The organism is Xanthomonas sp. DAR 35659, assembly GCF_041242975.1.
Classification (GTDB): domain Bacteria; phylum Pseudomonadota; class Gammaproteobacteria; order Xanthomonadales; family Xanthomonadaceae; genus Xanthomonas_A; species Xanthomonas_A medicagonis.
The window spans coordinates 678,654-700,986 of record NZ_CP162488.1 but is presented as its reverse complement, the minus strand read 5'-3'; the positions used below and the strand labels follow the sequence as shown (position 1 = coordinate 700,986).

The following is a 22,333-nucleotide window of genomic DNA, read 5'->3' as shown; positions in this document are numbered from 1 at the left end:
GCGTGATTCGCAGGGTTGGCAGTCGCGCCCTCACGGGCGCGTGGATTGAAACAAGGGCACTGAGCGTCTGTTCCTCCGCAAGCGGAAGTCGCGCCCTCACGGGCGCGTGGATTGAAACGTGCTGCGTCACGTAAGTCTGTGGCATCTGCACGCGTCGCGCCCTCACGGGCGCGTGGATTGAAACCAGATTTGCCGCGTTCCCGCGCAGCAGGTGGCGTCGCGCCCTCACGGGCGCGTGGATTGAAACTGCTGGAGTCCGACCGAGACCGGCAAGAAAGTGGAGTCGCGCCCTCACGGGCGCGTGGATTGAAACAGGTTCGCCGGGGCGGTGTGCGCATCCTGGTACACGTCGCGCCCTCACGGGCGCGTGGATTGAAACATCTGCACATCCATATCGCCGGTCCCGCCGCAATGGTCGCGCCCTCACGGGCGCGTGGATTGAAACCGGTGCCATCAAACCGCGGGTCATGAATGACCTGGTCGCGCCCTCACGGGCGCGTGGATTGAAACGCGGCGATGAAGCGAGACGAATCAGACGCATCGAGTCGCGCCCTCACGGGCGCGTGGATTGAAACGCGCATACCGCATGCAGCACGGAATGGGCGGCGGGTCGCGCCCTCACGGGCGCGTGGATTGAAACATTTCAGCAAGCGGGTATTTATTACCGCCTGGACCGTCGCGCCCTCACGGGCGCGTGGATTGAAACCATTTGGGACCGTAGATTTCGCGGTTGATGCTGCTGTCGCGCCCTCACGGGCGCGTGGATTGAAACGCGCCCAACGAACTGAACTATCCAGATCGCGCATGGTCGCGCCCTCACGGGCGCGTGGATTGAAACCAGATCGTCCCTTCGCCACTCCACGTCGTAGGCAAGTCGCGCCCTCACGGGCGCGTGGATTGAAACCGAGACTGGCCTAATTTCTTGCCGGATGGCGCGGGTCGCGCCCTCACGGGCGCGTGGATTGAAACTCGCGCACGACACGCACCCTGACGGCGGTGTAGGTCGCGCCCTCACGGGCGCGTGGATTGAAACCCGCAAGCTGATCCGCGACGGACTTGGGCACGATGTCGCGCCCTCACGGGCGCGTGGATTGAAACTTGGCCCTTAGAGTCGCTAACAAAACTAAGGAAGGATCCGTAGGCAGATGATCGAACTGGCAATCGAGAGCCACGCCAGATGGATATCGATGCGACGTTCGAATCGGATGCGTAGCTTGCCCATGCCTGCGAACCACGCGTGAGTGCGTTCCACGACCCAGCGATGGCGCCCCAGCCGGTCGTTGCGCTCGATCCCCTTGCGAGCGATGCGTGGCGTGATGCCCCGCTTCTTGAGGTGATGGCGGCAACGATCGATGTCGTAGGCCTTGTCAGCGTGCAGTTTGCCTGGCCAACGTCGTGGGCGCCCTGGCTTGCCGGTGATCGGCGGCAAGGCATCGACCAGTTCCTCGAAGATCGCCGAGTCGTGCCGGTTGGCTCCGGTCACGCAGAACGCCAAGGGAACGCCATTGCGGTCGACGATCAGATGCCGCTTGCTGCCGAGTTTGCCGCGATCGGTCGGGTTCGGTCCGGTGTACGCGCCCCCCGGGGGGAGGCCACACTGGCCGCGTCCAGGCTGGCTCGGCTCAGGTCCAGCTTGTCGGCTCGCCGCAATTCGGCCAGCAGAACCTGATGCAGGCGATGCCAGACGCCGGCGGCCTGCCAGTCGCGCAACCGGCGCCAACAGGTCATGCCGCTGCCGTAGCCCAATTCCAGGGGCAGTTCTTCCCATGGAATGCCGGTCCGCAGGACATAGACGATGCCGTTGAGGGCTTGCTGATCGCTGACGCGAGGCCGCCCTCCTTTGGGGGAGGGCTTTACTGATGGGATCAGCGGTTCGATGCGCTTCCACAGCGCGGCGGGGATTTCTTTGCGACGGGCCATGTCGCTAATTTTGCCACATGCGAATCTGCGTTCAACTACGTTTTGTTAGCGACTCTTAGGCATAGCCGCATCTGTCTTTTCAGTCGCGCCCTCACGGGCGCGTGGATTGAAACACGCGCCGCCCCCGAAAAACTGGCGGAACAGGTCAGTCGCGCCCTCACGGGCGCGTGGATTGAAACGTTGCAGCGGGTCAGATCCACGAAGATTACCGCTGTCGCGCCCTCACGGGCGCGTGGATTGAAACCGATTTCGTGCCGCGTCACGTAAATCCGTGGCATGTCGCGCCCTCACGGGCGCGTGGATTGAAACCAAGGTCAAGTGTTTCGTTACGTATGGGTTGGCGAGTCGCGCCCTCACGGGCGCGTGGATTGAAACCTAAGTGGTGGTTAGAAGCTGTTGTTGCGGCTTTGTCGCGCCCTCACGGGCGCGTGGATTGAAACCGGTCCCGGCGGCCCATCGGCACCGGTTACGCCTTGTCGCGCCCTCACGGGCGCGTGGATTGAAACACGCTGCCGGCGCCGCTGTCGCTGCCCAAGCGCCGGTCGCGCCCTCACGGGCGCGTGGATTGAAACTCGACGATTGCGCGGCCCCAACCCGGAACGCCCTGTCGCGCCCTCACGGGCGCGTGGATTGAAACTGCATCCACTCCGCTTGCACGTCGCTCCACAGCGGTCGCGCCCTCACGGGCGCGTGGATTGAAACTCATTCTGCTCGGGCAGCGGCGTCGCCATGCGCTTGTCGCGCCCTCACGGGCGCGTGGATTGAAACCAGGCGAAGTCTTGGCGCAAGCAATTGCCTTGCGGTCGCGCCCTCACGGGCGCGTGGATTGAAACCAGCTATCCACCGCCAGTTTATCCAGGTACGACTGGTCGCGCCCTCACGGGCGCGTGGATTGAAACAGGAACGGGACGCGCATGCCATCGCGCTACCCGGTCGCGCCCTCACGGGCGCGTGGATTGAAACCACCCTGCAGCGCCAACGTTGGCCGCTGTCCACGTCGCGCCCTCACGGGCGCGTGGATTGAAACCGGCAATCAGCGCGCCGACGACCTGACGCCCTCGGTCGCGCCCTCACGGGCGCGTGGATTGAAACACCGCGGCAGCGGAGGCCGAGGTGACCCTGGAAGGTCGCGCCCTCACGGGCGCGTGGATTGAAACTCAAGCGCATGCGGCCCAGCAGCTCTCGCCAGTCACGTCGCGCACTCACGGGCGCGTGGATTGAAACAATGAGGGCGTGCCGCGCTCGGGGAAGTCCTACGTCGCGCCCTCACGGGCGCGTGGATTGAAACTCAATTCCGAATGGGCGATGGTGATTTGCATGTGGTCGCGCCCTCACGGGCGCGTGGATTGAAACAGCGCCGGATACGGCGCCTTGATGTACGCCGCATGGTCGCGCCCTCACGGGCGCGTGGATTGAAACACGATCACGACGGCGCCATGGCGATGCAGCGCCGCGTCGCGCCCTCACGGGCGCGTGGATTGAAACATGCGCAGGACTACTCTCAGTGCAACAGCCTCATGTCGCGCCCTCACGGGCGCGTGGATTGAAACAGCTTATCGGCAACCTCGGAAACGACCCGGATGTCGTCGCGCCCTCACGGGCGCGTGGATTGAAACTTCTTGACGGCCGGCCAGTTGGCGATCGACACGGGTCGCGCCCTCACGGGCGCGTGGATTGAAACGTGATCCAGCCGGTGCCGATCAGTGCTTGGTTGAGTCGCGCCCTCACGGGCGCGTGGATTGAAACAATCAGCGCGAGGGCGTCGGCAAGAAGAACGGCGAGTCGCGCCCTCACGGGCGCGTGGATTGAAACAAGCGTGCCTGCAAGGCAGCCGACCTGCCCGCCTACGTCGCGCCCTCACGGGCGCGTGGATTGAAACTTCTGCGACTTGGCGCTGCTGTGGATGCGTTCGTGTCGCGCCCTCACGGGCGCGTGGATTGAAACTGCATCGGCCGCAAGGCGTAACCTAACGGCTGGGGGTCGCGCCCTCACGGGCGCGTGGATTGAAACGCTACCCAGATAGTCCTGGATGCCAGTGCGCGCGGTCGCGCCCTCACGGGCGCGTGGATTGAAACCACTCCTGGCGGTCCAGCTCCTCCTGGTAGAAGGCCGTCGCGCCCTCACGTGCGCTTGGATTGAAACAGCGCCATGCCGATCTTGCCTTCCAGCTCGTCGAGTCGCGCCCTCACGGGCGCGTGGATTGAAACATCGAGTTGGCGACGATCAACATCAACCCCAAGGGGGTCGCGCCCTCACGGGCGCGTGGATTGAAACCGGAAAGGCAGGCGCCGAACCTGGTGGTGCCGGGGGCGTCGCGCCCTCACGGGCGCGTGGATTGAAACGTGGATTCGCTCGCGGATGACTGAACCGCCGATGTCGCGCCCTCACGGGCGCGTGGATTGAAACCACGCCAGGTCGGGGGCGGTGAACTCGTCCTGTTGTCGCGCCCTCACGGGCGCGTGGATTGAAACATGACCAAGGCCGGGGAGAAGCTGGCCGACCTGTACGGTCGCGCCCTCACGGGCGCGTGGATTGAAACCTCGATGAGCTGTATGGCGCCGACATCCCGGGGATGGTCGCGCTCTCACGGGCGCGTGGATTGCAACTCCAGTTGCGTCAGGCGCTCCGTTAGGGCGATGCTGTCGCGCCCTAACGGGCGCGTGGGTTGAAACCACCGAATCCCACGATATCGGATGTTTAAAGCACAAGGTCGCGCCCTCAAGGGCGTGAGGATTGAAATCTGGAGATTTACGGCATCCCGCTATGCGGGGGAGGCCGCATCCACACAATCGTGGCGTTCTTGACCTACAACCTCCACAGCGTAAAAAAAGGCGCAGCCTCACGGCTGCGCCCAGCGTACCGCGCCGGCCGGGAGAGAGACGGCAGGCGCGGTGCGTGACTGTTGCATCGCCCTAGGCGATGCGGAGGCGTCACTTGACCTCGAATTCCTGCACCGTCCCGGCCGGCTTGCCGTTCACGGTAACTTCGGCCTTGTACTTGCCGGCCGGCCAGCCCTTGGGGTTGGTGAAGGAGATATTGGTGGTTTCCGCGCCGGCGGTGGTCAGCGTCGCGCTCTGCTCGCCGGCGGTCTGGCCGTCCTGGAACAGCAGCTTGGCGCCCACGCTGGTATTGGTGGAGGAGCCCTCGGTCTTCACCGAGACGATGATGGTGTCCTTGCTGGCCAGCGTGGTTAGTGGTGCCACCGTCTTGTCCGCGCCGGCGGTGTTGCCCACCGCGACGGACGCGACCGTCACCTCACCCGCATTGGCCGCGGCGGGCGCGGCCTGGCCGGTGTCGGCCGGGCCCGGCATCGTTTCGGTCGGTGCGGACGAGGTGGGATCGGGCGTGGTGGTCTGGCTCTGTTCCTGCTTCTTGCAACCGGCCAATGCCAGCGTGCCGACCAGGGCCAACAGCAGCGGCGAGGTCAACGTCTTGGAATAGGTCTTCATGCAGGTAGCGCTCCTTGAAGGGAATATCGAAAGCGAGAAGGTCCAGCCGCGGGATTGACTATGCGCGTGCGGGCAGCTTGAGCGTCTGCCCCGGATAGATCTTGTCCGGGTCGTCGAGCACGTCGCGGTTGGCTTCGAAGATGCGGGTCCAGGCGTTGCCGTCGCCGTAGTGCAGCTTGGCGATCTTGGACAACGAATCGCCCGACTTGACCACGTAGACCTGCTGCACCTGCTCGGCGGTGGTGTCCACGCTCGCCTGCACGGCGGAAAAATCCGCCTTGGGCACGACCTCCGCGGTGGTGTCCACCTTGGCGGTGACCGCCGAAAAATCGGCGCGCTTGTCGCTGTTCATCGCGTGTGACTCCATGCGTGGATGACGCTGCCACGGTTGCACACGATTTGTTAAAAGGGGATCGCGCAAGCGTGAATGACGCCGCCGCGATTCAGCCGGCGCTACTGGCGCGGATCGCGGTGGAAGGCGATCGGGGTGGCCACGTCGGGCGTGGCGCGCCAGGGATTGATGTCCAGGCCGCCGCGGCGGGTGTAACGCGCCTCGACCTGCAGGGAGTGCGGGCGGCAACGCGTCATCAGGTCGTGGAAGATCTGCTCCACGCACTGTTCGTGGAAGCCGGCGTGCTCGCGATAGCTGACGATGTAGCGCAGCAGGCCCTCGCGGTCGATGCGGCCGCCGCGATAGCGCACGCTCAACGTCGCCCAGTCCGGCTGGCCGGTGACCGGGCAGTTGGACTTGAGCAGGTCGCTGCTCAGGGTTTCCTCGACGAGGTCGTCGGCCGCGGCGATCAGGAACTGCGGGCGCGGCGGGCCGTAGCAGTCGATGGCGATGTCCAGCGCGTCCAGCGACTCGCCGTCGCCGAGCGGGTCCACCGGCGGCAGGCCGAACTCCATGCTCACGTCGGCGCCGGCGCGCGCCGACAGGTCGGTGACGATGCAGGCGCGCAGCGCTTCTGCGCTGTTGAAGCGCATCGCGTTGAGCGAGTTGAGGTAGAGCTTGAGCGACTTGGATTCGATCAGGTGCGGCGAGGTGCACGGCACCTGCAAGGTGGCGGTGGCGACGCAGGGCTTGCCGTGCGCGTCCAGCCAGCCCAGTTCGTAGGCATGCCAGCGGTCCAGGCCGAAGAACGGCAGCGACGCGGCGTCCAGCCCGATCTCGGCGCGGCCGCCGGCGCGGGCAATCGGGAACAGCAGCGCGGGGTCGTACTGCGACGGATAGGCGACCTCGCGGCCGAGACTGGAATCCTGGGGGGTGTTCATGGCGGCCAGTTTAGCGGGGGCGGTCTGGCTGGCAGGTGTATGGGGCCTGGATTGGGGAGTTGGGATTCGGGATTGGCAAAGGCATACCGCGCGCGCGACGGTTTGCCCCACCCCTCCGGATCCAGAAACGCCAGGCGGTGCGGCGCTATCTCCGCCCCCGCCAACCGCTTTGACGAATCCCCAATCCCGAATCCCCAATCACCGCTTCATGGACAGATAGTCCAGGGACACCTGCAGCATCGCGCGCAGGCCGACGTCCAGCGCCGATTCGTCGAGCAGGAACTGCGGCGAGTGGTTGCTCGGCGCGGTCGCCGGGTCGATGCCGGGGCCGGTGGCGCCGACGAAGAAGAACAGCGACGGCACCTGCTGCGCATAGAACGAGAAGTCCTCCGCGCCCATCTGCAGCGGCGGTTCGTAGACGTTGCCGGCGCCGACCACCGCCTGCAGGCTGGGCAGCATCTTCGCGGTCAGCGCCGGGTCGTTGATCGTGGCCGGGTTGCCGTCCTGGTCGGGCACGTGCGCCTCCGCCTTGGCGCCGTGCGCGGCGGCGGTGTGCTCGGCCACGGTCTTGAGGTCGGCGAAGATCTGCTGGCGCATGCCCTCGTCGAAGGTGCGGATGGTGCCGACCATCTCCACGTCGTCGGGAATGATGTTGTAGCGGATGCCGCCCTTGATCGCGCCGAAGCTGAGCACCGCCGGCTGCCGGGAGATGTTGGCGCGACGGCTGACCACGGTCTGCGCCGCACCGATCAGGTCGGCGCTGGCGACGATCGGGTCGATGCCGTTCCACGGCGCCGAGCCGTGGGTCTGGCGGCCGATCACCTTGATGCTGAAGCGGTCGGAGGCGGCCATCAGCGGGCCGCCACGCACCGCGATCTTGCCCGCCTGCACGCTGGAGAACACGTGCAGGCCGAACATCGCCTCGGGCTTGAAGTCGCGGAACAGGCCTTCCTTGAGCATCAGCGACGCGCCGCCTTCCTCGTTGCCCGGCGCGCCCTCCTCCGACGGCTGGAACACCAGCATCACCTCGCCCGGCAATTGCGCGCGCATCGCCACCAGCGCCTCGGCCACGCCGAGCAGGATCGCGGTGTGCGCATCGTGGCCGCAGGCGTGCATCACCCCCACAGTCTCGCCGCGGTACTCGGCGGTGGCCTTGGATGCGAACGGCAGGCCGGTCTGCTCGGTCACCGGCAGCGCGTCCATGTCCGCGCGCAGGGCGATCTTCGGCCCCGGCAGCGCGCCTTTGACGATCGCCACCACGCCATGGTGGGCGATGCCGGTCTGCGGCTTCAGGCCCAGCGCGCGCAGCCGCTCGGCGACCTTGGCGGCGGTGCGCGCCTCGCGGTTGGACAGTTCCGGGTGCTGGTGGAAGTCGCGCCGCCACTCCACCACCTTGGGCTGCAGCTTGGCCGCCGCGGCCGTCACCTCGGGGCGTTCGGCGGATTGCGCCCAAGCCAGGGCGGGGACGGCGAACAGCATCGCGGACAGCAGGCGGGACAGGCGCGGCATGGACGATCTCCGGTGGGTGGCTCGCAGGGCGTTCAGTCAATGTAGTGCATTCGCGCCAGCCCGGCACCGGGCCGTGCCCCGGCCGCGGCGGAAAAACCCTTGCGAATCCGTGTCAACCGATGCGCCACCGGTGCGTTGCCGTTGCCGCCACGCGCTGCCACCGACAGGCACGCCCTGTCCCGTCAGTCATGGTCCAATCGCAGGGCGCTGGCGATATGCTTCATCGCGTGTCGCACCAGCCACCGCGGGAGGGTCGCCCACCCCGCTTCGCCACAGGAGTTCCCCCGGATGTCGCGTTTCTGGAAGATTGCGCTGCTGATCCTCGCAGCGGTGCTGGTGCTGGTCGTGGGGGCGCACTTCCTGCGCGGCGGCAAGGGCCATGACCGCGGCGGCCCCGGCATGGCGGGCGATGCCGACGACACCACGCCGGTCCCGGTCACCGTGGTCGCCGCCAGCAGCCAGGCGGTGCCGATCTACGCCACCGCCAATGGCACGGTGACCGCGCTCAACACGGTCACCGTCAATCCGCAGGTGGGCGGCCAGTTGATGAGCCTGAACTTCCGCGAAGGGCAGGAAGTGAAGAAGGGCGAGCTGCTGGCGCAGATCGATCCGCGTTCGCTGCAGGCCAGCTACGACCAGGCCGCGGCCAGCAAGCGCCAGAACCAGGCGCTGCTGGCCACCGCGCGCTCCACCTTCCAGCGCTCCGATTCGCCGGCCTACCGCCAGTACGTGGCCAAGACCGACCTGGACACCCAGCGCAACCAGGTGGCGCAATACGAGGCGGCGGTGGCCGCCAACGACGCGCAGATGCGCGCGGCGCAGGTGCAGTTACAGTACACCCGCATCCTCGCCCCGATCGACGGCATCACCGGCATCCGCGGCGTGGACGTGGGCAATATCGTCAGCACCAGCAGCAACATCGTCACCATCACCCAGATCCACCCGATCTACGTGACCTTCCCCCTGGCCGAGCGCGAGCTGCAGGGCCTGCGCGAGGCGCAGGCGGCCGGCCCGCTGACGGTGGCGGCGCTGGACCGGACCGACGCGCACGTGATCGCCGGCGACGGCAAGGTCGATGTGGTCGACAACCAGATCAGCGCCGACAGCGGCACCTTCAAGGTCCGCGCCGTGTTCCCCAATCCCGACGGCACGCTGTGGCCGGGCCAGTTCGTCAACGTGCGGCTGACCCTGCGCACCCTGCCCAACGGCGTGGTGGTGCCGACCCAGGCCGTGCAGCGCGGCCCCGACGGCGACTACGTGTACGTGGTGCAGGGCGACAACACGGTCAAGATGCAGACGGTGCAGCAGGGCGTGGAAGTGGGCGACAGCCAGGTGCAGCTGGTGCAGGGCCTGAAGGCCGGCGAACGGGTGGTCACCGAAGGCCAGTTCCGGCTCAAGCCGGGCAGCAAGGTCACCCCGCTGAAACCGGGCGAAGCGCCGCCGCAGCCGACCGAGGCCGAGTTGAAGGCGGCCGAACACAAGCAGCAGCGCAAGGACGGCGGCGGCGGCCGTCGCGGCGGCGGACCGCGCTGAGCGACGACGCGGGGCCTGGTGCCCCGCCGCCGTTGCGCGGGCACGCCGCGACCGGCAACGCGCGACAGGCCGCGCGCACCGCGGCCACCGATCGACCCGCTTCCTCCCGACTTCCGAGCAAGGACACCCCCGTGGGCTTTTCGACGATCTTCATCCGCCGCCCGATCGCGACCACCTTGCTGATGGCCGGCGTGCTGCTGCTCGGCATCCTCGGCTACCGGCAACTGCCGGTGTCGGCGCTGCCGGAGATCGACGCGCCCAGCCTGGTGGTGACCACCCAGTACCCCGGCGCCAACGCCAGCACCATGGCCTCGCTGGTCACCACGCCGCTGGAGCGGCAACTGGGGCAGATCTCCGGCCTGCAGATGATGACATCCGACTCGTCGGCGGGCCTGTCCACGATCATCCTGCAGTTCGCGATGGACCGCGACATCGACATCGCCGCGCAGGACGTGCAGGCGGCGATCCGCCAGTCCACCCTGCCCTCGTCGCTGCCCTACCAGCCGGTCTACAACCGGGTGAACCCGGCCGACGCGGCGATCCTCACCCTCAAGCTCAGCTCCGACACGCTGCCGCTGCGCGAGGTCAACAACTACGCCGACTCGATCCTGGCGCAGCGCCTGTCGCAGGTGCCGGGCGTGGGCCTGGTGTCGATCGCCGGCAATGTGCGCCCGGCGGTGCGTATCCAGGTCAACCCGGCGCAGCTGTCGAACATGAGCCTGACCATGGAGTCGCTGCGTAGTGCGCTGACCCAGACCAACGTCAATGCGCCGAAGGGCTCGCTCAACGGCAAGACCCAGTCCTACAGCATTGGCACCAACGACCAGCTGACCAGCGCCGCCGAGTACCGCGACACCATCATCAGCTACAAGAACGGCGCGCCGGTGCGGCTGTCGGACGTGGCGCAGGTGGTGGACGGGGTGGAGAACGACCAGCTCGCCGCCTGGGCCGACGGCAAGCCGGCGGTGCTGCTGGAAATCCGCCGCCAGCCCGGCGCCAACATCGTGCAGACGGTGGAGCAGATCCGCGCGATCCTGCCGCAACTGCAGGGCGTGCTGCCGACCGGCGTGCACCTGGACGTGTTCTCCGACCGCACCGAGACCATCCGCGCCTCCGTGCACGAAGTGAAGTTCACCCTGATCCTGACCATCGTCCTGGTGGTGGCGGTGATCTTCGTGTTCCTGCGCCGGCTGTGGGCCACGGTGATCCCGTCGGTGGCGGTGCCGCTGTCGCTGGCCGGCACCTTCGCGGTGATGGCCTTCGCCGGCATGTCGCTGGACAACCTGTCGCTGATGGCGCTGGTGGTGGCCACCGGCTTCGTGGTCGACGATGCGATCGTGATGATCGAGAACATCGTGCGCTACATCGAGCAGGGCAAGAGCGGGCGCGAGGCGGCGGAGATCGGCGCGCGCCAGATCGGCTTCACCGTGCTGTCGCTGACCGTGTCGCTGGTGGCGGTGTTCCTGCCGCTGATCCTGATGCCCGGCGTCACCGGCCGCCTGTTCCACGAGTTCGCCTGGGTGCTGAGCATCGCGGTGGTGATCTCGATGCTGGTGTCGCTGACGCTGACGCCGATGATGTGCGCCTACCTGCTCAAGCCCGACGCCCTGCCCGAGGGCGAGGACGCGCACGAGCGCGCGGCGGCGGCCGGCAAGACCACGCTGTGGTCGCGCACCGTGGCGCTGTACGAGCGCAGCCTGGACTGGGTGCTGGGCCACCAGAAGCTGACCTTGCTGGTGGCGCTGGCGACCATGGTGCTGACCGTGCTGCTGTACGTGGTGATTCCCAAGGGCCTGCTGCCCGAGCAGGACACCGGGCTGATCACCGGCGTGGTCCAGGCCGACCAGAACGTGGCGTTCCCGCAGATGGAGCAGCGCACCCAGGCGGTGGCCGAGGCGCTGCGCCGCGACCCGGCGGTGACCGGCGTGGCCGCCTTCATCGGCGCCGGCTCGATGAACCCCACCCTCAACCAGGGCCAGCTCAGCATCGTGCTGAAGCCGCGCGGCGACCGCGAGGGCCTGGATGAGGTGCTGCCGCGGCTGCAGAAGGTGGTGGCAGGGCTACCGGGCGTGGCGCTGTACCTGAAGCCGGTGCAGGACGTGACCCTGGACACGCGCGTGGCCGCGACCGAATACCAGTACTCGCTGTCGGACGTGGACAGCGCCGAGTTGGCGACCCAGGCCGCGCGCCTGACCGAGGCCTTGAGAAAACGCCCGGAACTGGCCGACGTGGACAACAACCTGGCCAACCAGGGCCGCGCGCTGGAGCTGAGCGTGGACCGCGACAAGGCCAGCGCGCTCGGCGTGCCGATGCAGACCATCGACGACACGCTGTACGACGCGTTCGGCCAGCGCCAGATCTCCACCATCTTCACCCAGCTCAACCAGTACCGCGTGGTGCTGGAAGTGGCGCCGCAGTTCCGCACCAGCACCGCGCTGCTGAACCAGCTGGCGGTGGCGAGCAACGGCAGCGGCGCGCTGACCGCCAGCAACGCCACCAGCTTCGGCCAGACCACGTCCAGCAACTCCTCCACCGCCACCGGCATCGGCGCGCAGAACACCGGCATCACCGTCGGCAGCGGCGGCACGGTACCGCTGGCGGCGGTGGCCGAGGCCAAGCTGTCGACCACGCCGCTGGTGGTCAGCCACCAGCAGCAGCTGCCGGCGATCACGGTGTCGTTCAACCTGGCGCCGGGCTATTCGCTGTCGCAGGCGGTGGCGGCGATCGAACAGACCCGCGAACAGCTGCAACTGCCGCCGCAGGTGCATGCCGAGTTCATCGGCAAGGCCGCCGAGTTCACCGGCAGCCAGACCGACGTGGTGTGGCTGCTGCTGGCCTCGGTTGTGCTGATCTACATCGTGCTGGGCGTGCTCTACGAGAGCTACATCCACCCGCTGACGATCATCTCCACGCTGCCGCCGGCCGGCGTCGGCGCGCTGCTGGCGCTGATGCTGTGCGGACTGAGCCTGTCGGTGGACGGCATCGTCGGCATCGTGCTGCTGATCGGCATCGTCAAGAAGAACGCGATCATGATGATCGACTTCGCGATCGACGCGCGACGCGAGGGCGCCAACGCCCACGATGCGATCCGCCGCGCCTGCCTGCTGCGCTTCCGCCCGATCATGATGACCACCGCCGCGGCGATGCTGGGCGCGCTGCCGCTGGCGCTGGGCGACGGCATCGGCTCGGAACTGCGCCGGCCGCTGGGCATCGCCATCGTCGGCGGCCTGCTGCTGTCGCAGCTGGTCACCCTGTACACGACGCCGGTGATCTACCTGTACATGGAACGCGCCTCCGAGCGCGTGCGCGCATGGCGCGCGCGTCGCGCCGCGCGGCACGCGGCGGTGGCGGAGGGGCGGGCATGAAAGGCCGGGAACGGGGAATGGGGAATGGGGAATCGTGGTGCGCGTGCGGCATCAGGTTTCAGGGCATCCCATATGGAGTGAATGAACCGGCGGCGCGCGGACAGGCCGCTTTCCCATTCCCCATTCCCCATTCCCGATTCCCGGCCCCATGAACATCTCCGCGCCCTTCATCCGCCGCCCCATCGGCACCGCGCTGCTGGCCATCGGCCTGTTCGTGATCGGCATGATGTGCTATCTGCGCCTGGGCGTGGCGGCGCTGCCGAACATCTCGATTCCGGTGATCTTCGTGCAGGCCAGCCAGGCCGGCGCCGACGCCTCGACCATGGCCGCCACGGTCACCGCGCCGCTGGAGCGGCACCTGGGCCAGTTGCCGGGCATCGACACCATGCGGTCCTCCAGTTCGGAGGGCAACAGCCAGGTGTTCATGATCTTCCAGAGCGATCGCAACATCGATTCGGCCGCGCAGGACGTGCAGACCGCGATCAACGCCGCGCAGGCGGATCTGCCCTCGGGCCTGTCCACGCCGCGCTACCAGAAGGCCAATCCCAACGACGATCCGGTCATCGCCATCGCGCTGACCTCGGACACGCAATCGGCCGACGAGCTGTACAACGTCGCCGACTCGCTGCTGGCGCAGCGCCTGCGCCAGATCAGCGGCGTGGCCTCGGTCGACATCGGCGGCGCCTCGACGCCGGCGGTGCGCGTGGACGTGAACCTGCGCGCGCTCAACGCGATGGGGCTGACCCCGGACGACCTGCGCAACGCGGTGCGCGCGGCCAACGTCACTTCGCCCACCGGCTTCCTCAGCGACGGCACCTCCACCACCGCCATCGTCGCCAACGACTCGGTGGCCAAGGCCGCCGATTTCGGCCAGTTGGTGATCGCCCAGCAGCAGGGCCGCACCGTGCGCCTGCGCGACGTGGCCAACGTCTACGACGGCCAGCAGGACGCCTACCAGGCGGCCTGGTTCGGCGGCAAGCCGGCAGTGGTGATGTACGTGTTCACCCGTGCCGGCGCCAACATCGTGGAGACCGTGGACCGGGTCAAGGCGCAGATCCCGATGCTGCGCGGCTACCTGCAGCCGGGCACCACCATGTCGGCGTATTTCGACCGCACGCCGACCATTCGCGCCTCGCTCAACGAAGTGCAGGCCACGCTGTTGATCAGCCTGGCGATGGTGGTGCTGACCATGGCGCTGTTCCTGCGCCGCCTGGCGCCGACGCTGATCGCCGCGGCCACCGTGCCGCTGTCGCTGGCCGGCGCCGCGCTGGCGATGTACGTGATGGGTTTCACCCTGAACAACCTGAGCCTGCTGGCCCTGGTGATCGCGATCGGCTTCGTCGTCGACGATGCGATCGTGGTCATCGAGAACATCATGCGCCACCTCGACGAAGGCATGTCGCGGCTGGACGCGGCACTGGCCGGCGCGCGCGAGATCGGCTTCACCATCGTCTCGATCACCGCCTCGCTGGTCGCGGTGTTCATTCCGATCCTGTTCGCCAGCGGCATGATCGGCGCGTTCTTTCGCGAATTCACGGTCACCCTGGTCGCGGCGATCTGCGTCTCGGCGGTGGTCTCGCTGACCCTGACCCCGGCGCTGTGCAGCCGCTTCCTGTCCGCGCACGCCGAACCGGAGAAGCCGGGCCGCTTCGGCGCGTGGCTGGAGCGCATGCACGGGCGCATGTTGCGCGTGTACACCGTGGCGCTGGACTTCTCGCTGCGCCACGCGCTGCTGCTGGCGCTGACCCCGCTGCTGCTGATTGTCGCCACCGTATTCCTGGCCGGCGCGGTCAAGAAGGGCTCGTTCCCCGCGCAGGACACCGGCCTGATCTGGGGCCGCGCCAGTTCCAGCGCCACCGTGTCCTTCGCCGACATGGTCAACCGCCAGCGCCGCATCACCGACATGCTGATGTCCGATCCCGCGGTGAAGATCGTCGGCGCGCGCCTGGGCAGCAGCCGCCAGGGCTCCAGCGCCAGCTTCAACATCGAACTCAAGCGCCGCGACGAAGGCCGCACCGAGACCACCGCGGAAGTGCTGTCGCGGCTCAGCGCCAAGGCCGACCGCTATCCGGACCTGCAATTGCGCCTGCGCGCGATCCAGGACCTGCCCAGCGACGGCGGCGGCGGCAGCAGCCAGGGCGCGCAGTACCGCGTCTCGCTGCAGGGCAACGACACCGCGCAACTGCAGGAATGGCTACCCAAGCTGCAGGCGGCGCTGAAGAAGAACCCGAAGCTGCGCGACGTCGGCACCGACGTGGACACCGCCGGCCTGCGCCAGAACATCGTCATCGACCGCGCCCTGGCCGCGCGCCTGGGCGTGTCGATCGGCGCCATCGACGGCGCGCTGTACGGCGCGTTCGGCCAGCGCCAGATCTCCACGATCTATTCCGACCTCAACCAGTACAGCGTGGTGGTCAATGCGCTGCCCGAGCAGACCGCCACGCCGGCGGCGCTGGACCGCATCTACGTGCCCGCGCGCGGCGGCACGATGGTGCCGCTGACCGCGGTGGCGCGCCAGGTCCCGGGCCTGGCGCCGCCGCAGATCACCCACCAGAACCAGTACACGACGATGGATCTGAGCTACAACCTGGCGCCGGGAGTCAGCACCGGCGAAGGCGACGCGATCATCCAGGCCACCGTCGACGGCCTGCGCATGCCCGGCGACATCCGCATCGCCGACGGCGGCGGCTTCGGCGTGGCCTTGCAGCCGAACTCGATGCTGGTGCTGGTGCTGGCGGCGATCGTGGTGGTGTACATCGTGCTGGGCATGCTCTACGAGAGCCTGGTGCATCCGGTGACGATCCTGTCCACGCTGCCGGCCGCCGGCATGGGCGCGCTGCTGGCGCTGTGGGTGACCAACACCGAGTTGTCGGTGATCTCGATGATCGCGCTGGTGTTGCTGATCGGCATCGTCAAGAAGAACGCGATCATGATGATCGACTTCGCCGTGGTCGCCGAGCGCGAACACGGCAAGTCGCCGCTGGAGGCGGTACGCGAAGCCTGCGTGGTGCGCTTCAGACCGATCATGATGACCACCATGGTGGCGATCCTGGCCGCGGTGCCGCTGGCGGTGGGCTTGGGCGAAGGCTCGGAACTGCGGCGACCGCTGGGCATCGCGATGATCGGCGGCCTGTTGATCTCGCAGAGCCTGACCCTGCTCAGCACGCCGGCGCTGTATGTGATCTTCTCGTGCCTGCGCGAGCGCTGGCGCGCGCGCCGGGCACGGGCGCGCGAGCGACGGCAGGCGCGCCGAGCGCCGCAGCGGCCGGCGGCGTTGCCGCGGTAGCCGCCCAAGTCGCTTCACCGAAGTCGACGCCTTTCTCTTATCGGGGCCATGACTCCGTTTAGGGAGAAGGTGGCCCCGAAGTGCAGATGAGGGGACGGGCGAAACCTCGTGCACTCAACTCCGTGAGTCGCTTCGCGCCGGACCCTCACCCCAACCCCTCTCCCGATGGGAGAGGGGCTAGGCTCTTCCTTCTCCCCTCGGGAGAAGGTGCCCCGCAGGGGCGGATGAGGGTACGGGCGGAGCCTCGTGCACCCAAACTCCGCGAGTCGCTTCGCGCCGGACCCTCACCCCAACCCCTCTCCCGATGGGAGAGGGGCTAACGCGGTTCCTTCTCCCCTCGGGAGAACGTGCCCCGCAGGGGCGGATGAGGGTACGGGCGGAGCCTCGCGCACCCGAACTCCGCGAGTCGCTTTCGCGCCGGACCCTCACCCCTCTCCCGATGGGAGAGGGGCTTTCAGTCAGCCCTTCAGCGCGTCCAGCGAGGTGCGCTCGATGTCGGCGTAGATCGCGAACTCGTCGTACACCGTCGCGCCCAGCGCCTGCTCGAAGGCCGCGCGGTTGGCATGCGCGGCATAGGCGCGCTGTTCGCCGCCGCCCAGGTTCGACTGGAAGATGCCGGCCGCGCTGACCGGCAGGAAGTCCTCGTAGACGATCGGATCGGCGCTGGCCAGGCCATCGGCGATCAGCGCTTCTGCGGGCTTGTCCGCCAATGCCGCGGCGCCGGCGGCGCGACCAGCCTCGGTCGGCGCGTAGCGGAAGTACCCCAGGCCTTCGCGACGCAGCGTCGCGTAGTCGTCGGGGAAATCGGCGAACGCGGCCTGCAGCCGTGCACCGTAATCGCCGCCGGCGCTGCCGTCGGCGGCGCGGGCGCGCTCCAGCAAGGCGTCGTACAGCGCGCGGCCCTTCGGCGTCAGGGCCAGCCCGCGCTGCTCGATCTCGCCGAAGCGCGCGGTGTGGGTGCCGGCCTCGGCGGCGCCGTCGCCGGCCGGGAAGCGCACGGTTTCCTCCAGCGCCTTGAAGCTGGTCTGGCGCAGCAGGATCGGGCAGCGCCGGCGCGGCGGGCCTTCGATCACCGCCTTGGCGTCGATGCCCCGGCGCAGCATTTCCGCCTGCGCCGCATCGATGTCCAGCGTGCGCGGGGTCAGGTGGTTGATGTGCGGGCCATGGAAACTGACCACGTCGGCGATCAGCTTGTGCGCATCGCTCAACGCGCGATAGGTCGGCAGCGGCACGGTCGCGTCGCTGTGCCAGCGGAAGGTCTCCAGCGCCTCGGCGACGAAGCGCTGCGCGTCGTCCTCGCCCAGGCCGCCGTCGCGCTCGCAGCGCTCGATCAGTTGCAGCGCCGCGTCGGTGAAGATGCGCCGCTGCGCCAGGATCTGCGCCGCCTGCGCGCGCAGCGCCGGATCCTCGATCAGTTCCAGCCGCAGCAGCGAGGTGAACACGCGGAACGGATTGCGCGCCAGCGCCGCCGCGTCGAGCGGACGGAACGCGGTGGAATGCACCGGCACGCCGGCCACCGACAGGTCGTAGTAGCCGACCGGATGCATGCCCATCACCGCGAACAGCCGGCGCAGCGTGGCCAGTTCTTCGGCGCTGCCGACCCGGATCGCGCCATGGCGCTCCTGGTCCAGCCGCGCGCGTTCGTCGTTGCGCTGCAACTGCGCCTCCAGCGCCGGATCGGCGGCCAGGGTCGCCGCGTTGACCTGCGCCACCAGTTCCATCAGCGTGCCGTACAGCGGCACCTCGTTGCGGTACATGTCGGACATGGCCTGCGCAAACAGGCTGCGGATGGCATCGGGCGAAACGAAGGCAGTGGTCATCGGTGGTCCGGAGCGACGGTGGCGCCGGGCGACAGGCCCGGCAGAACGCCTATTCTCGCGCCGCGGCGGCGGCGCGGCCAGTCGGTGGGAGGATCGTCGCCATGGCAGGCGTCCTGGATGGCCGCGATGGGGATGCAATGGCCGCGGCCATCATGGCTGCGGATGGATGGGCCGAGCTGCAAGTCGGGACGGAAGCGGTATCGGGGCCATGGCGCCAGCCGAGCTGCGGTGGTCTAGCCGCAGCCCCTTTGGGATCGACTGCAGGACATCGCTAACAGCCCCCCGGAATCGACTCAAGCCTTTGGCATATAGCTGCTCTGCCTGATGCGCAACTCTTGAAATCGGGGGTTTGGGAGGTGCGCATCAATCGAGACGCGCGGGTCTCGCCGCGGATGCGCCGAGGGAACATCGATATCGCAGACCCGCAGGCATCGCTGCTGCGTTCGTCGCGACTGAAGGCGCTCCTACATGAGCATCGCGGGGACCGGCTAGCTTGGCGTCCGGTTCGAGGCTGGTCTTCATCACCAGCGTGCACCGACCAGGTCTATTGCGCCGCGGCCTGGTCGCGCTGCGCGCGATCGCCGAGTTGGCGGCGCAACAGGGCGTCCAGCGTGATCGGTCGGTCCCAGTGGTCGTAGCTGGCGACGATGGCGTGGCGCAGCGCGCGATAGGTCAGCGAGCCTGGCTCGGCGTTCAAGGCGGTCGCCACGTCGGCCCAACTCGCCGTCGCGCCGGCCGCCACGCGCGCGCGCACCACCTCGCGGTACGACACGCCCGCGGCCTTGGCCAGGAAACAGGCGAAATAGATGTCGCGCGGCGGCCAGCGGCGTTCGCGCAGCAGCGCTTCGGCGTAGCCGCGCGGTACTTGCGCATAGCGCGCCACTTCGTCGAGGAAACTGTCCGGATAGCGCGCCGCATAGCGGTCGATGTCCAGCAATTGCCGATCGATCCAGGCATCGCCGCTGCCGGGAGTTTCCAAAGGCGCGGCGGCGGCTGGCGATGGGGCGTCCTGCGCTACAGCTTCGCCCGCCACGCACAGCGCCAGCGGCAGGATCAGGCAGACGGAGCGCAGGCAGGGCGGCATGCGCCGATTCTGCCGGATGCCGGCGGCACTGTCAGGTTGCCGGCTCCGCCACGGCGCCCCAGACGTTGCCGGAGCCACGCGGCTTTGCGTCGAGGGAAGCGACCGGCGCGGACGCGCGCGCAGTCGCTGCGACGGCGAAGCCGATCGCGACTCGCACCATTTCCGCGGCGCGAAAGCCGCAGCGAGCGTATGCGGCGCCATCGCGACCAATCCTCATACCGCGAGCGCGTCGCCCGGGCATGCCGGACACCGCCGCCGACGCGACGCCCCATCACCCGGAAACGCAGTCGCGGAAGGCACTCACGTCTGCGCCGCCGCATAGCGGTTCAGGTCGGCCACCGCCTGCGGCCAGTCCGCGGCCGCGGCCACCTCGCGCAGGCGCGGCTCGTCGGCGGACAGTCCATGCTCGGCCTCGTGCGCCCAGGTGGTGGTGTACGGCGTATGGATGCCCCAGCCGCCGAGCGCGATCACCGGCTCCACGTCCGAGCGCAGCGAATTGCCGATCATCACGAAGCGCTCGGCGCCGATGCCGAATTCGTTCAGGACCTTGGCATAGGTCTTCGGATCCTTCTCCGAGACGATCTCGATGCGCGGGAACAGCGCGTCGAGCCCGGACTGCGCGATCTTGGCCTCCTGGTGGAACAGGTCGCCCTTGGTGATCAGCACCACTTCGAACTCGGCGGCGATGGCGGCCACAGCCTCGCGCACGCCGGCGATGACCTCCACCGGGTGCTGCAGCGTCGCGCGGCCGATCTCGACGATGCGTTGCAGGTCGCGCGCGGCGATGCGCGCCTCGGTCAGTTCGATCGCCGCCTCGATCATCGACAGGGTCATGCCCTTGGCGCCGTAGCCGAACACTTTCAGATTGCGCCGTTCCACCGCCAGCAGATGCTGCAGGGTGCCGGCGTCGCGCAGATCCAGATAGTGGCCGAGGATCGCCTCGAACGCGGCCTCGGCGTCGCGGTAGTAGTCCTCGCTTTTCCAGAGGGTGTCGTCGCCGTCGAAACCGACCAGGGCGATGGCGGAGGAACGCAGGGCAGTAGGCGTAGGCATCGCCCAAGCATAGCAGCGCGCTTCACTGCGGCGCAGGGTCGCCCGGGCCGGGTTGGTAGCGCGCGTACTCCTCGCGCGACAAGGCGCCGTCGGCGTCGGCATCGAGGGTACCGAAGACCTCGCGCAACACCGGATCGGCGGCGGCCTCGGTGCGGTCGATGCGCCCATCGCGATCCAGGTCCAGCGCCGCGAAACTGCGGGCGCCCACGCTGGCGCCGGCATCGGTGGCCGGGGCGGCAGGCACCGGCGCGGAGGGTGCGGGCGGTGAGGGCAGCGGCGGCAACGGCGCGGGGGACGGCGTCGGTGCGGGCGTCACCGGCGGCGGCAGGACCGGTGCGACCGGCTCCTGTTGCGCCGCGGCCACGCCGGCGACCGCAACTCCCACCCAAAGCGGCAACGCGCGCCACAGACAATGCAAGCGCTGGGATCGGGCCATGTCAGCCTCTGCGAACGACGGATCGCCACCCTACACCGTAGCGCGGTGGGACTGCGTCATACACCTGTAGAACTCGGAGCGCAGAAAGGGCGGCACAAGGCCGCCCTTCCGTGTCTTTTTTCCGCGTCATGCCCTACTGGGAGTCACACTGCTACAGCAAGTGAGCATCGCGAAGCCTGCAGGAGGCCGTCAGCAAAGACGGCGCCGTGTCGGCACGCGCACGTCGCGCGTGCCGGGGAGATGCGGCGCGATCGCATTACTGCCCGTTGCTGCTGCTCCCTGCCGCGCCGCCCTGCTGCTTGGCGACATAGGCCTTGTACTCGTCCGGCGTCAGCTTGCCGTTGTGGTCCGCGTCGGCCTGGGAAAAGATCTGGCTCAGGCCGGCGTTGACCTGCGCTTCCTGCTGGCTGATGGCGCCGTCGCTATCGGTGTCGACATCGGCCCAGGTCTGGCCACCACCGGATTTGGCCGGCTGGGAAGCGGTCGCGCCGGTCGCGCTGGTGGGCGACTGCGCCGGGGTGGCCGCGTCGCTCTGCGCGTCCTGGGCGAAGGCCGGCATGGCCAGTGCGGCGGCGAGAATGGCGGCGGTCCCGATCAGCGGCGTGCGGTTGCGAATGTTCATGGGTGGTCTCCTTTGCTCTCTCGGTTGTGGCATGCCCGGTCCGATCCGGTGCATGGCTACACCGTGCCAATTCCAGACTGAATCCATTCCCCCGCGAAAAATCGCGCAAAACGCTTCGTTAACCACGGCGAGGAAAGGACGCGCTACCCGCTTGGTTAGCGCTTGGTGAGCATGCGGTAAGCCAGTCGTTCGAGATGTTCGCAGCTCGGAAAAAAAGCGTGTGTTTCAGCCGATTCCGCTGTCGCCTTCGCCGGATTTTTCACTTGAACGCGAACTGAACACCACCCAACCTATCGCCACGCCGGCCAGCGCGCCGGCCACTTCCAGCACCACGCGCGTCCCCAGTTCGTTCGGATCGTGGATGCTGGCCAGCGCCAGGCGCGCGTACAGCGGCGACTCCAGACGCACGATGCTGGTGTAGAACAGGTTCCAGCAGTCGATGCCGGCCGAGACGGCGACCGCGATCAGACAAGCCCAGCCCAGCGCGTGGCCGTCGGACCATTGCAATCCGCGACACAGCCGGTGCCACACCGCGTAGATCAGGAACCCGACCGCGAGCGCGATCAGCCCGGCTTCGAGCGAGCCCAGCAGGCCGAAGTGCAGCGACAGATTCATTCGGTACGTCCTGGTGGCGAGGCGTGCAGTCTAGGGGGTGCGGGCGCTGTGCGCGCATGCCGTGTCGGGCTGTCGCGTGGGGCGTGTGGGCGTGCGGACCCGCGCGCGCTTGCCGGCCGGCGCTGGCCGCGACCCGCCGGCGCGGCGCGGGAACGGCTCAGCCGTCGTTCTCGCTGCGGGCGCTCACGACCGGCTCCCCATCGTCCTCGTCCCACCCCACCGTCAACAGCATGGGGCGGCAGCAGATATGGCAATCCTCCACGTATTGCTGGGTCTCCACCGACGGATCCACCGCCAGTTCGTTCCACTCGCCGCAGTAAGGACACTGCACGGAAGCAAAGCTGTGGATATCGCTCATGGTCTGCGCCT

Annotated in this window: 15 protein-coding genes and 2 CRISPR repeat arrays (1 of these 17 running past the window's edge); of the genes, 3 read left to right on the top strand and 12 right to left on the bottom strand. The window is 68.1% G+C overall.

Features of this window, described 5'->3' with window-relative positions:
• Positions 1-1,098: a CRISPR direct-repeat array (repeat unit 31 nt; unit sequence GTCGCGCCCTCACGGGCGCGTGGATTGAAAC) (it extends 1,023 nt beyond the left edge of the window).
• A 25-nt stretch (positions 1,099-1,123) separates the two neighbouring features.
• The 5 genes from AB3X07_RS03075 to AB3X07_RS03055 all read right to left on the bottom strand — a co-directional run bounded on the left by AB3X07_RS03075 (position 1,124) and on the right by AB3X07_RS03055 (position 8,150).
• Positions 1,124-1,920 (bottom strand): IS5 family transposase gene (locus AB3X07_RS03075; protein ID WP_369942639.1). Its coding sequence is split into 2 segments (ribosomal slippage): positions 1,124-1,590 and positions 1,590-1,920, totalling 798 coding nucleotides; the frame shifts between segments, so codons are not numbered across the junction.
• An 81-nt stretch (positions 1,921-2,001) separates the two neighbouring features.
• A CRISPR array of direct repeats spans positions 2,002-4,660; the repeat unit is 31 nt; unit sequence GTCGCGCCCTCACGGGCGCGTGGATTGAAAC.
• A gap of 190 nt (positions 4,661-4,850) precedes the next feature.
• Positions 4,851-5,369, bottom strand: a complete 519-nt coding sequence (locus tag AB3X07_RS03070) for a hypothetical protein (RefSeq protein ID WP_369942638.1) — start codon at positions 5,367-5,369, stop codon at positions 4,851-4,853.
• A 58-nt stretch (positions 5,370-5,427) separates the two neighbouring features.
• On the bottom strand, positions 5,428-5,721 hold the full coding sequence (locus AB3X07_RS03065) for a LysM peptidoglycan-binding domain-containing protein (RefSeq protein ID WP_369942636.1): 294 nt from the start codon (positions 5,719-5,721) through the stop codon (positions 5,428-5,430).
• Between the two features lie 101 nt (positions 5,722-5,822).
• Positions 5,823-6,641 carry an NADPH-dependent 7-cyano-7-deazaguanine reductase QueF gene (gene queF / locus AB3X07_RS03060; protein ID WP_369942634.1) on the bottom strand — a complete coding sequence of 273 codons (819 nt, stop codon included), beginning with the start codon at positions 6,639-6,641 and terminating at the stop codon, positions 5,823-5,825.
• 198 nt (positions 6,642-6,839) lie between these two features.
• Complete coding sequence (locus tag AB3X07_RS03055) at positions 6,840-8,150, bottom strand: M20 family metallopeptidase (protein ID WP_369942632.1); 1,311 nt, start codon at positions 8,148-8,150, stop codon at positions 6,840-6,842.
• Positions 8,151-8,438: 288 nt separating this feature from the next.
• Here AB3X07_RS03055 and AB3X07_RS03050 point away from each other — a divergent pair, with 288 nt between their 5' ends.
• From AB3X07_RS03050 to AB3X07_RS03040, 3 genes are all read left to right on the top strand, one after another.
• On the top strand, positions 8,439-9,683 hold the full coding sequence (locus AB3X07_RS03050; protein ID WP_369942630.1) for an efflux RND transporter periplasmic adaptor subunit: 1,245 nt from the start codon (positions 8,439-8,441) through the stop codon (positions 9,681-9,683).
• 131 nt (positions 9,684-9,814) lie between these two features.
• Positions 9,815-13,048, top strand: coding sequence for an efflux RND transporter permease subunit (locus AB3X07_RS03045; RefSeq protein WP_369942628.1), 3,234 nt, complete (start codon positions 9,815-9,817; stop codon positions 13,046-13,048).
• 148 nt (positions 13,049-13,196) lie between these two features.
• Positions 13,197-16,334 carry an efflux RND transporter permease subunit gene (locus AB3X07_RS03040; RefSeq protein ID WP_369942626.1) on the top strand — a complete coding sequence of 1,046 codons (3,138 nt, stop codon included), beginning with the start codon at positions 13,197-13,199 and terminating at the stop codon, positions 16,332-16,334.
• Positions 16,335-16,792: 458 nt separating this feature from the next.
• On the opposite strand, the gene AB3X07_RS03035 is transcribed toward AB3X07_RS03040, so the two are convergent.
• The 7 genes from AB3X07_RS03035 to AB3X07_RS03005 all read right to left on the bottom strand — a co-directional run bounded on the left by AB3X07_RS03035 (position 16,793) and on the right by AB3X07_RS03005 (position 22,322).
• Positions 16,793-18,154, bottom strand: coding sequence for a VOC family protein (locus AB3X07_RS03035; protein ID WP_369942624.1), 1,362 nt, complete (start codon positions 18,152-18,154; stop codon positions 16,793-16,795).
• A gap of 544 nt (positions 18,155-18,698) precedes the next feature.
• Positions 18,699-19,238 (bottom strand): hypothetical protein, encoded by a 540-nt coding sequence (locus tag AB3X07_RS03030; RefSeq protein WP_369942622.1) that lies wholly within the window; start codon positions 19,236-19,238, stop codon positions 18,699-18,701.
• A 300-nt stretch (positions 19,239-19,538) separates the two neighbouring features.
• The gene (locus tag AB3X07_RS03025) at positions 19,539-20,291 is read right to left on the bottom strand and encodes an HAD family hydrolase (RefSeq protein ID WP_369942621.1); all 753 of its coding nucleotides are present in this window, start codon (positions 20,289-20,291) and stop codon (positions 19,539-19,541) included.
• Between the two features lie 22 nt (positions 20,292-20,313).
• On the bottom strand, positions 20,314-20,727 hold the full coding sequence (locus AB3X07_RS03020; protein WP_369942620.1) for an EF-hand domain-containing protein: 414 nt from the start codon (positions 20,725-20,727) through the stop codon (positions 20,314-20,316).
• Between the two features lie 256 nt (positions 20,728-20,983).
• Positions 20,984-21,349: an EF-hand domain-containing protein gene (locus tag AB3X07_RS03015; RefSeq protein WP_369942618.1), complete on the bottom strand. Its 366-nt coding sequence runs from the start codon at positions 21,347-21,349 to the stop codon at positions 20,984-20,986.
• A 225-nt stretch (positions 21,350-21,574) separates the two neighbouring features.
• Complete coding sequence (locus AB3X07_RS03010; RefSeq protein WP_369942616.1) at positions 21,575-21,964, bottom strand: hypothetical protein; 390 nt, start codon at positions 21,962-21,964, stop codon at positions 21,575-21,577.
• A gap of 157 nt (positions 21,965-22,121) precedes the next feature.
• Positions 22,122-22,322, bottom strand: a complete 201-nt coding sequence (locus tag AB3X07_RS03005) for a CPXCG motif-containing cysteine-rich protein (RefSeq protein WP_369942614.1) — start codon at positions 22,320-22,322, stop codon at positions 22,122-22,124.
• Positions 22,323-22,333: the final 11 nt, after the last annotated feature.

Excerpts from the sequence above, each read along its gene's own strand:
- AB3X07_RS03070 (WP_369942638.1), bottom strand. The coding sequence starts at position 5,369 with ATGAAGACCTATTCCAAGACGTTGACCTCGCCGCTGCTGTTGGCCCTG.
- AB3X07_RS03040 (WP_369942626.1), top strand. The coding sequence starts at position 13,197 with ATGAACATCTCCGCGCCCTTCATCCGCCGCCCCATCGGCACCGCGCTG.
- AB3X07_RS03055 (WP_369942632.1), bottom strand. The coding sequence starts at position 8,150 with ATGCCGCGCCTGTCCCGCCTGCTGTCCGCGATGCTGTTCGCCGTCCCC.
- AB3X07_RS03030 (WP_369942622.1), bottom strand. The coding sequence starts at position 19,238 with ATGCCGCCCTGCCTGCGCTCCGTCTGCCTGATCCTGCCGCTGGCGCTG.
- AB3X07_RS03065 (WP_369942636.1), bottom strand. The coding sequence starts at position 5,721 with ATGAACAGCGACAAGCGCGCCGATTTTTCGGCGGTCACCGCCAAGGTG.
- AB3X07_RS03025 (WP_369942621.1), bottom strand. The coding sequence starts at position 20,291 with ATGCCTACGCCTACTGCCCTGCGTTCCTCCGCCATCGCCCTGGTCGGT.
- queF (WP_369942634.1), bottom strand. The coding sequence starts at position 6,641 with ATGAACACCCCCCAGGATTCCAGTCTCGGCCGCGAGGTCGCCTATCCG.
- AB3X07_RS03015 (WP_369942618.1), bottom strand. The coding sequence starts at position 21,349 with ATGAACATTCGCAACCGCACGCCGCTGATCGGGACCGCCGCCATTCTC.
- AB3X07_RS03050 (WP_369942630.1), top strand. The coding sequence starts at position 8,439 with ATGTCGCGTTTCTGGAAGATTGCGCTGCTGATCCTCGCAGCGGTGCTG.
- AB3X07_RS03010 (WP_369942616.1), bottom strand. The coding sequence starts at position 21,964 with ATGAATCTGTCGCTGCACTTCGGCCTGCTGGGCTCGCTCGAAGCCGGG.
- AB3X07_RS03005 (WP_369942614.1), bottom strand. The coding sequence starts at position 22,322 with ATGAGCGATATCCACAGCTTTGCTTCCGTGCAGTGTCCTTACTGCGGC.
- AB3X07_RS03020 (WP_369942620.1), bottom strand. The coding sequence starts at position 20,727 with ATGGCCCGATCCCAGCGCTTGCATTGTCTGTGGCGCGCGTTGCCGCTT.
- AB3X07_RS03035 (WP_369942624.1), bottom strand. The coding sequence starts at position 18,154 with ATGACCACTGCCTTCGTTTCGCCCGATGCCATCCGCAGCCTGTTTGCG.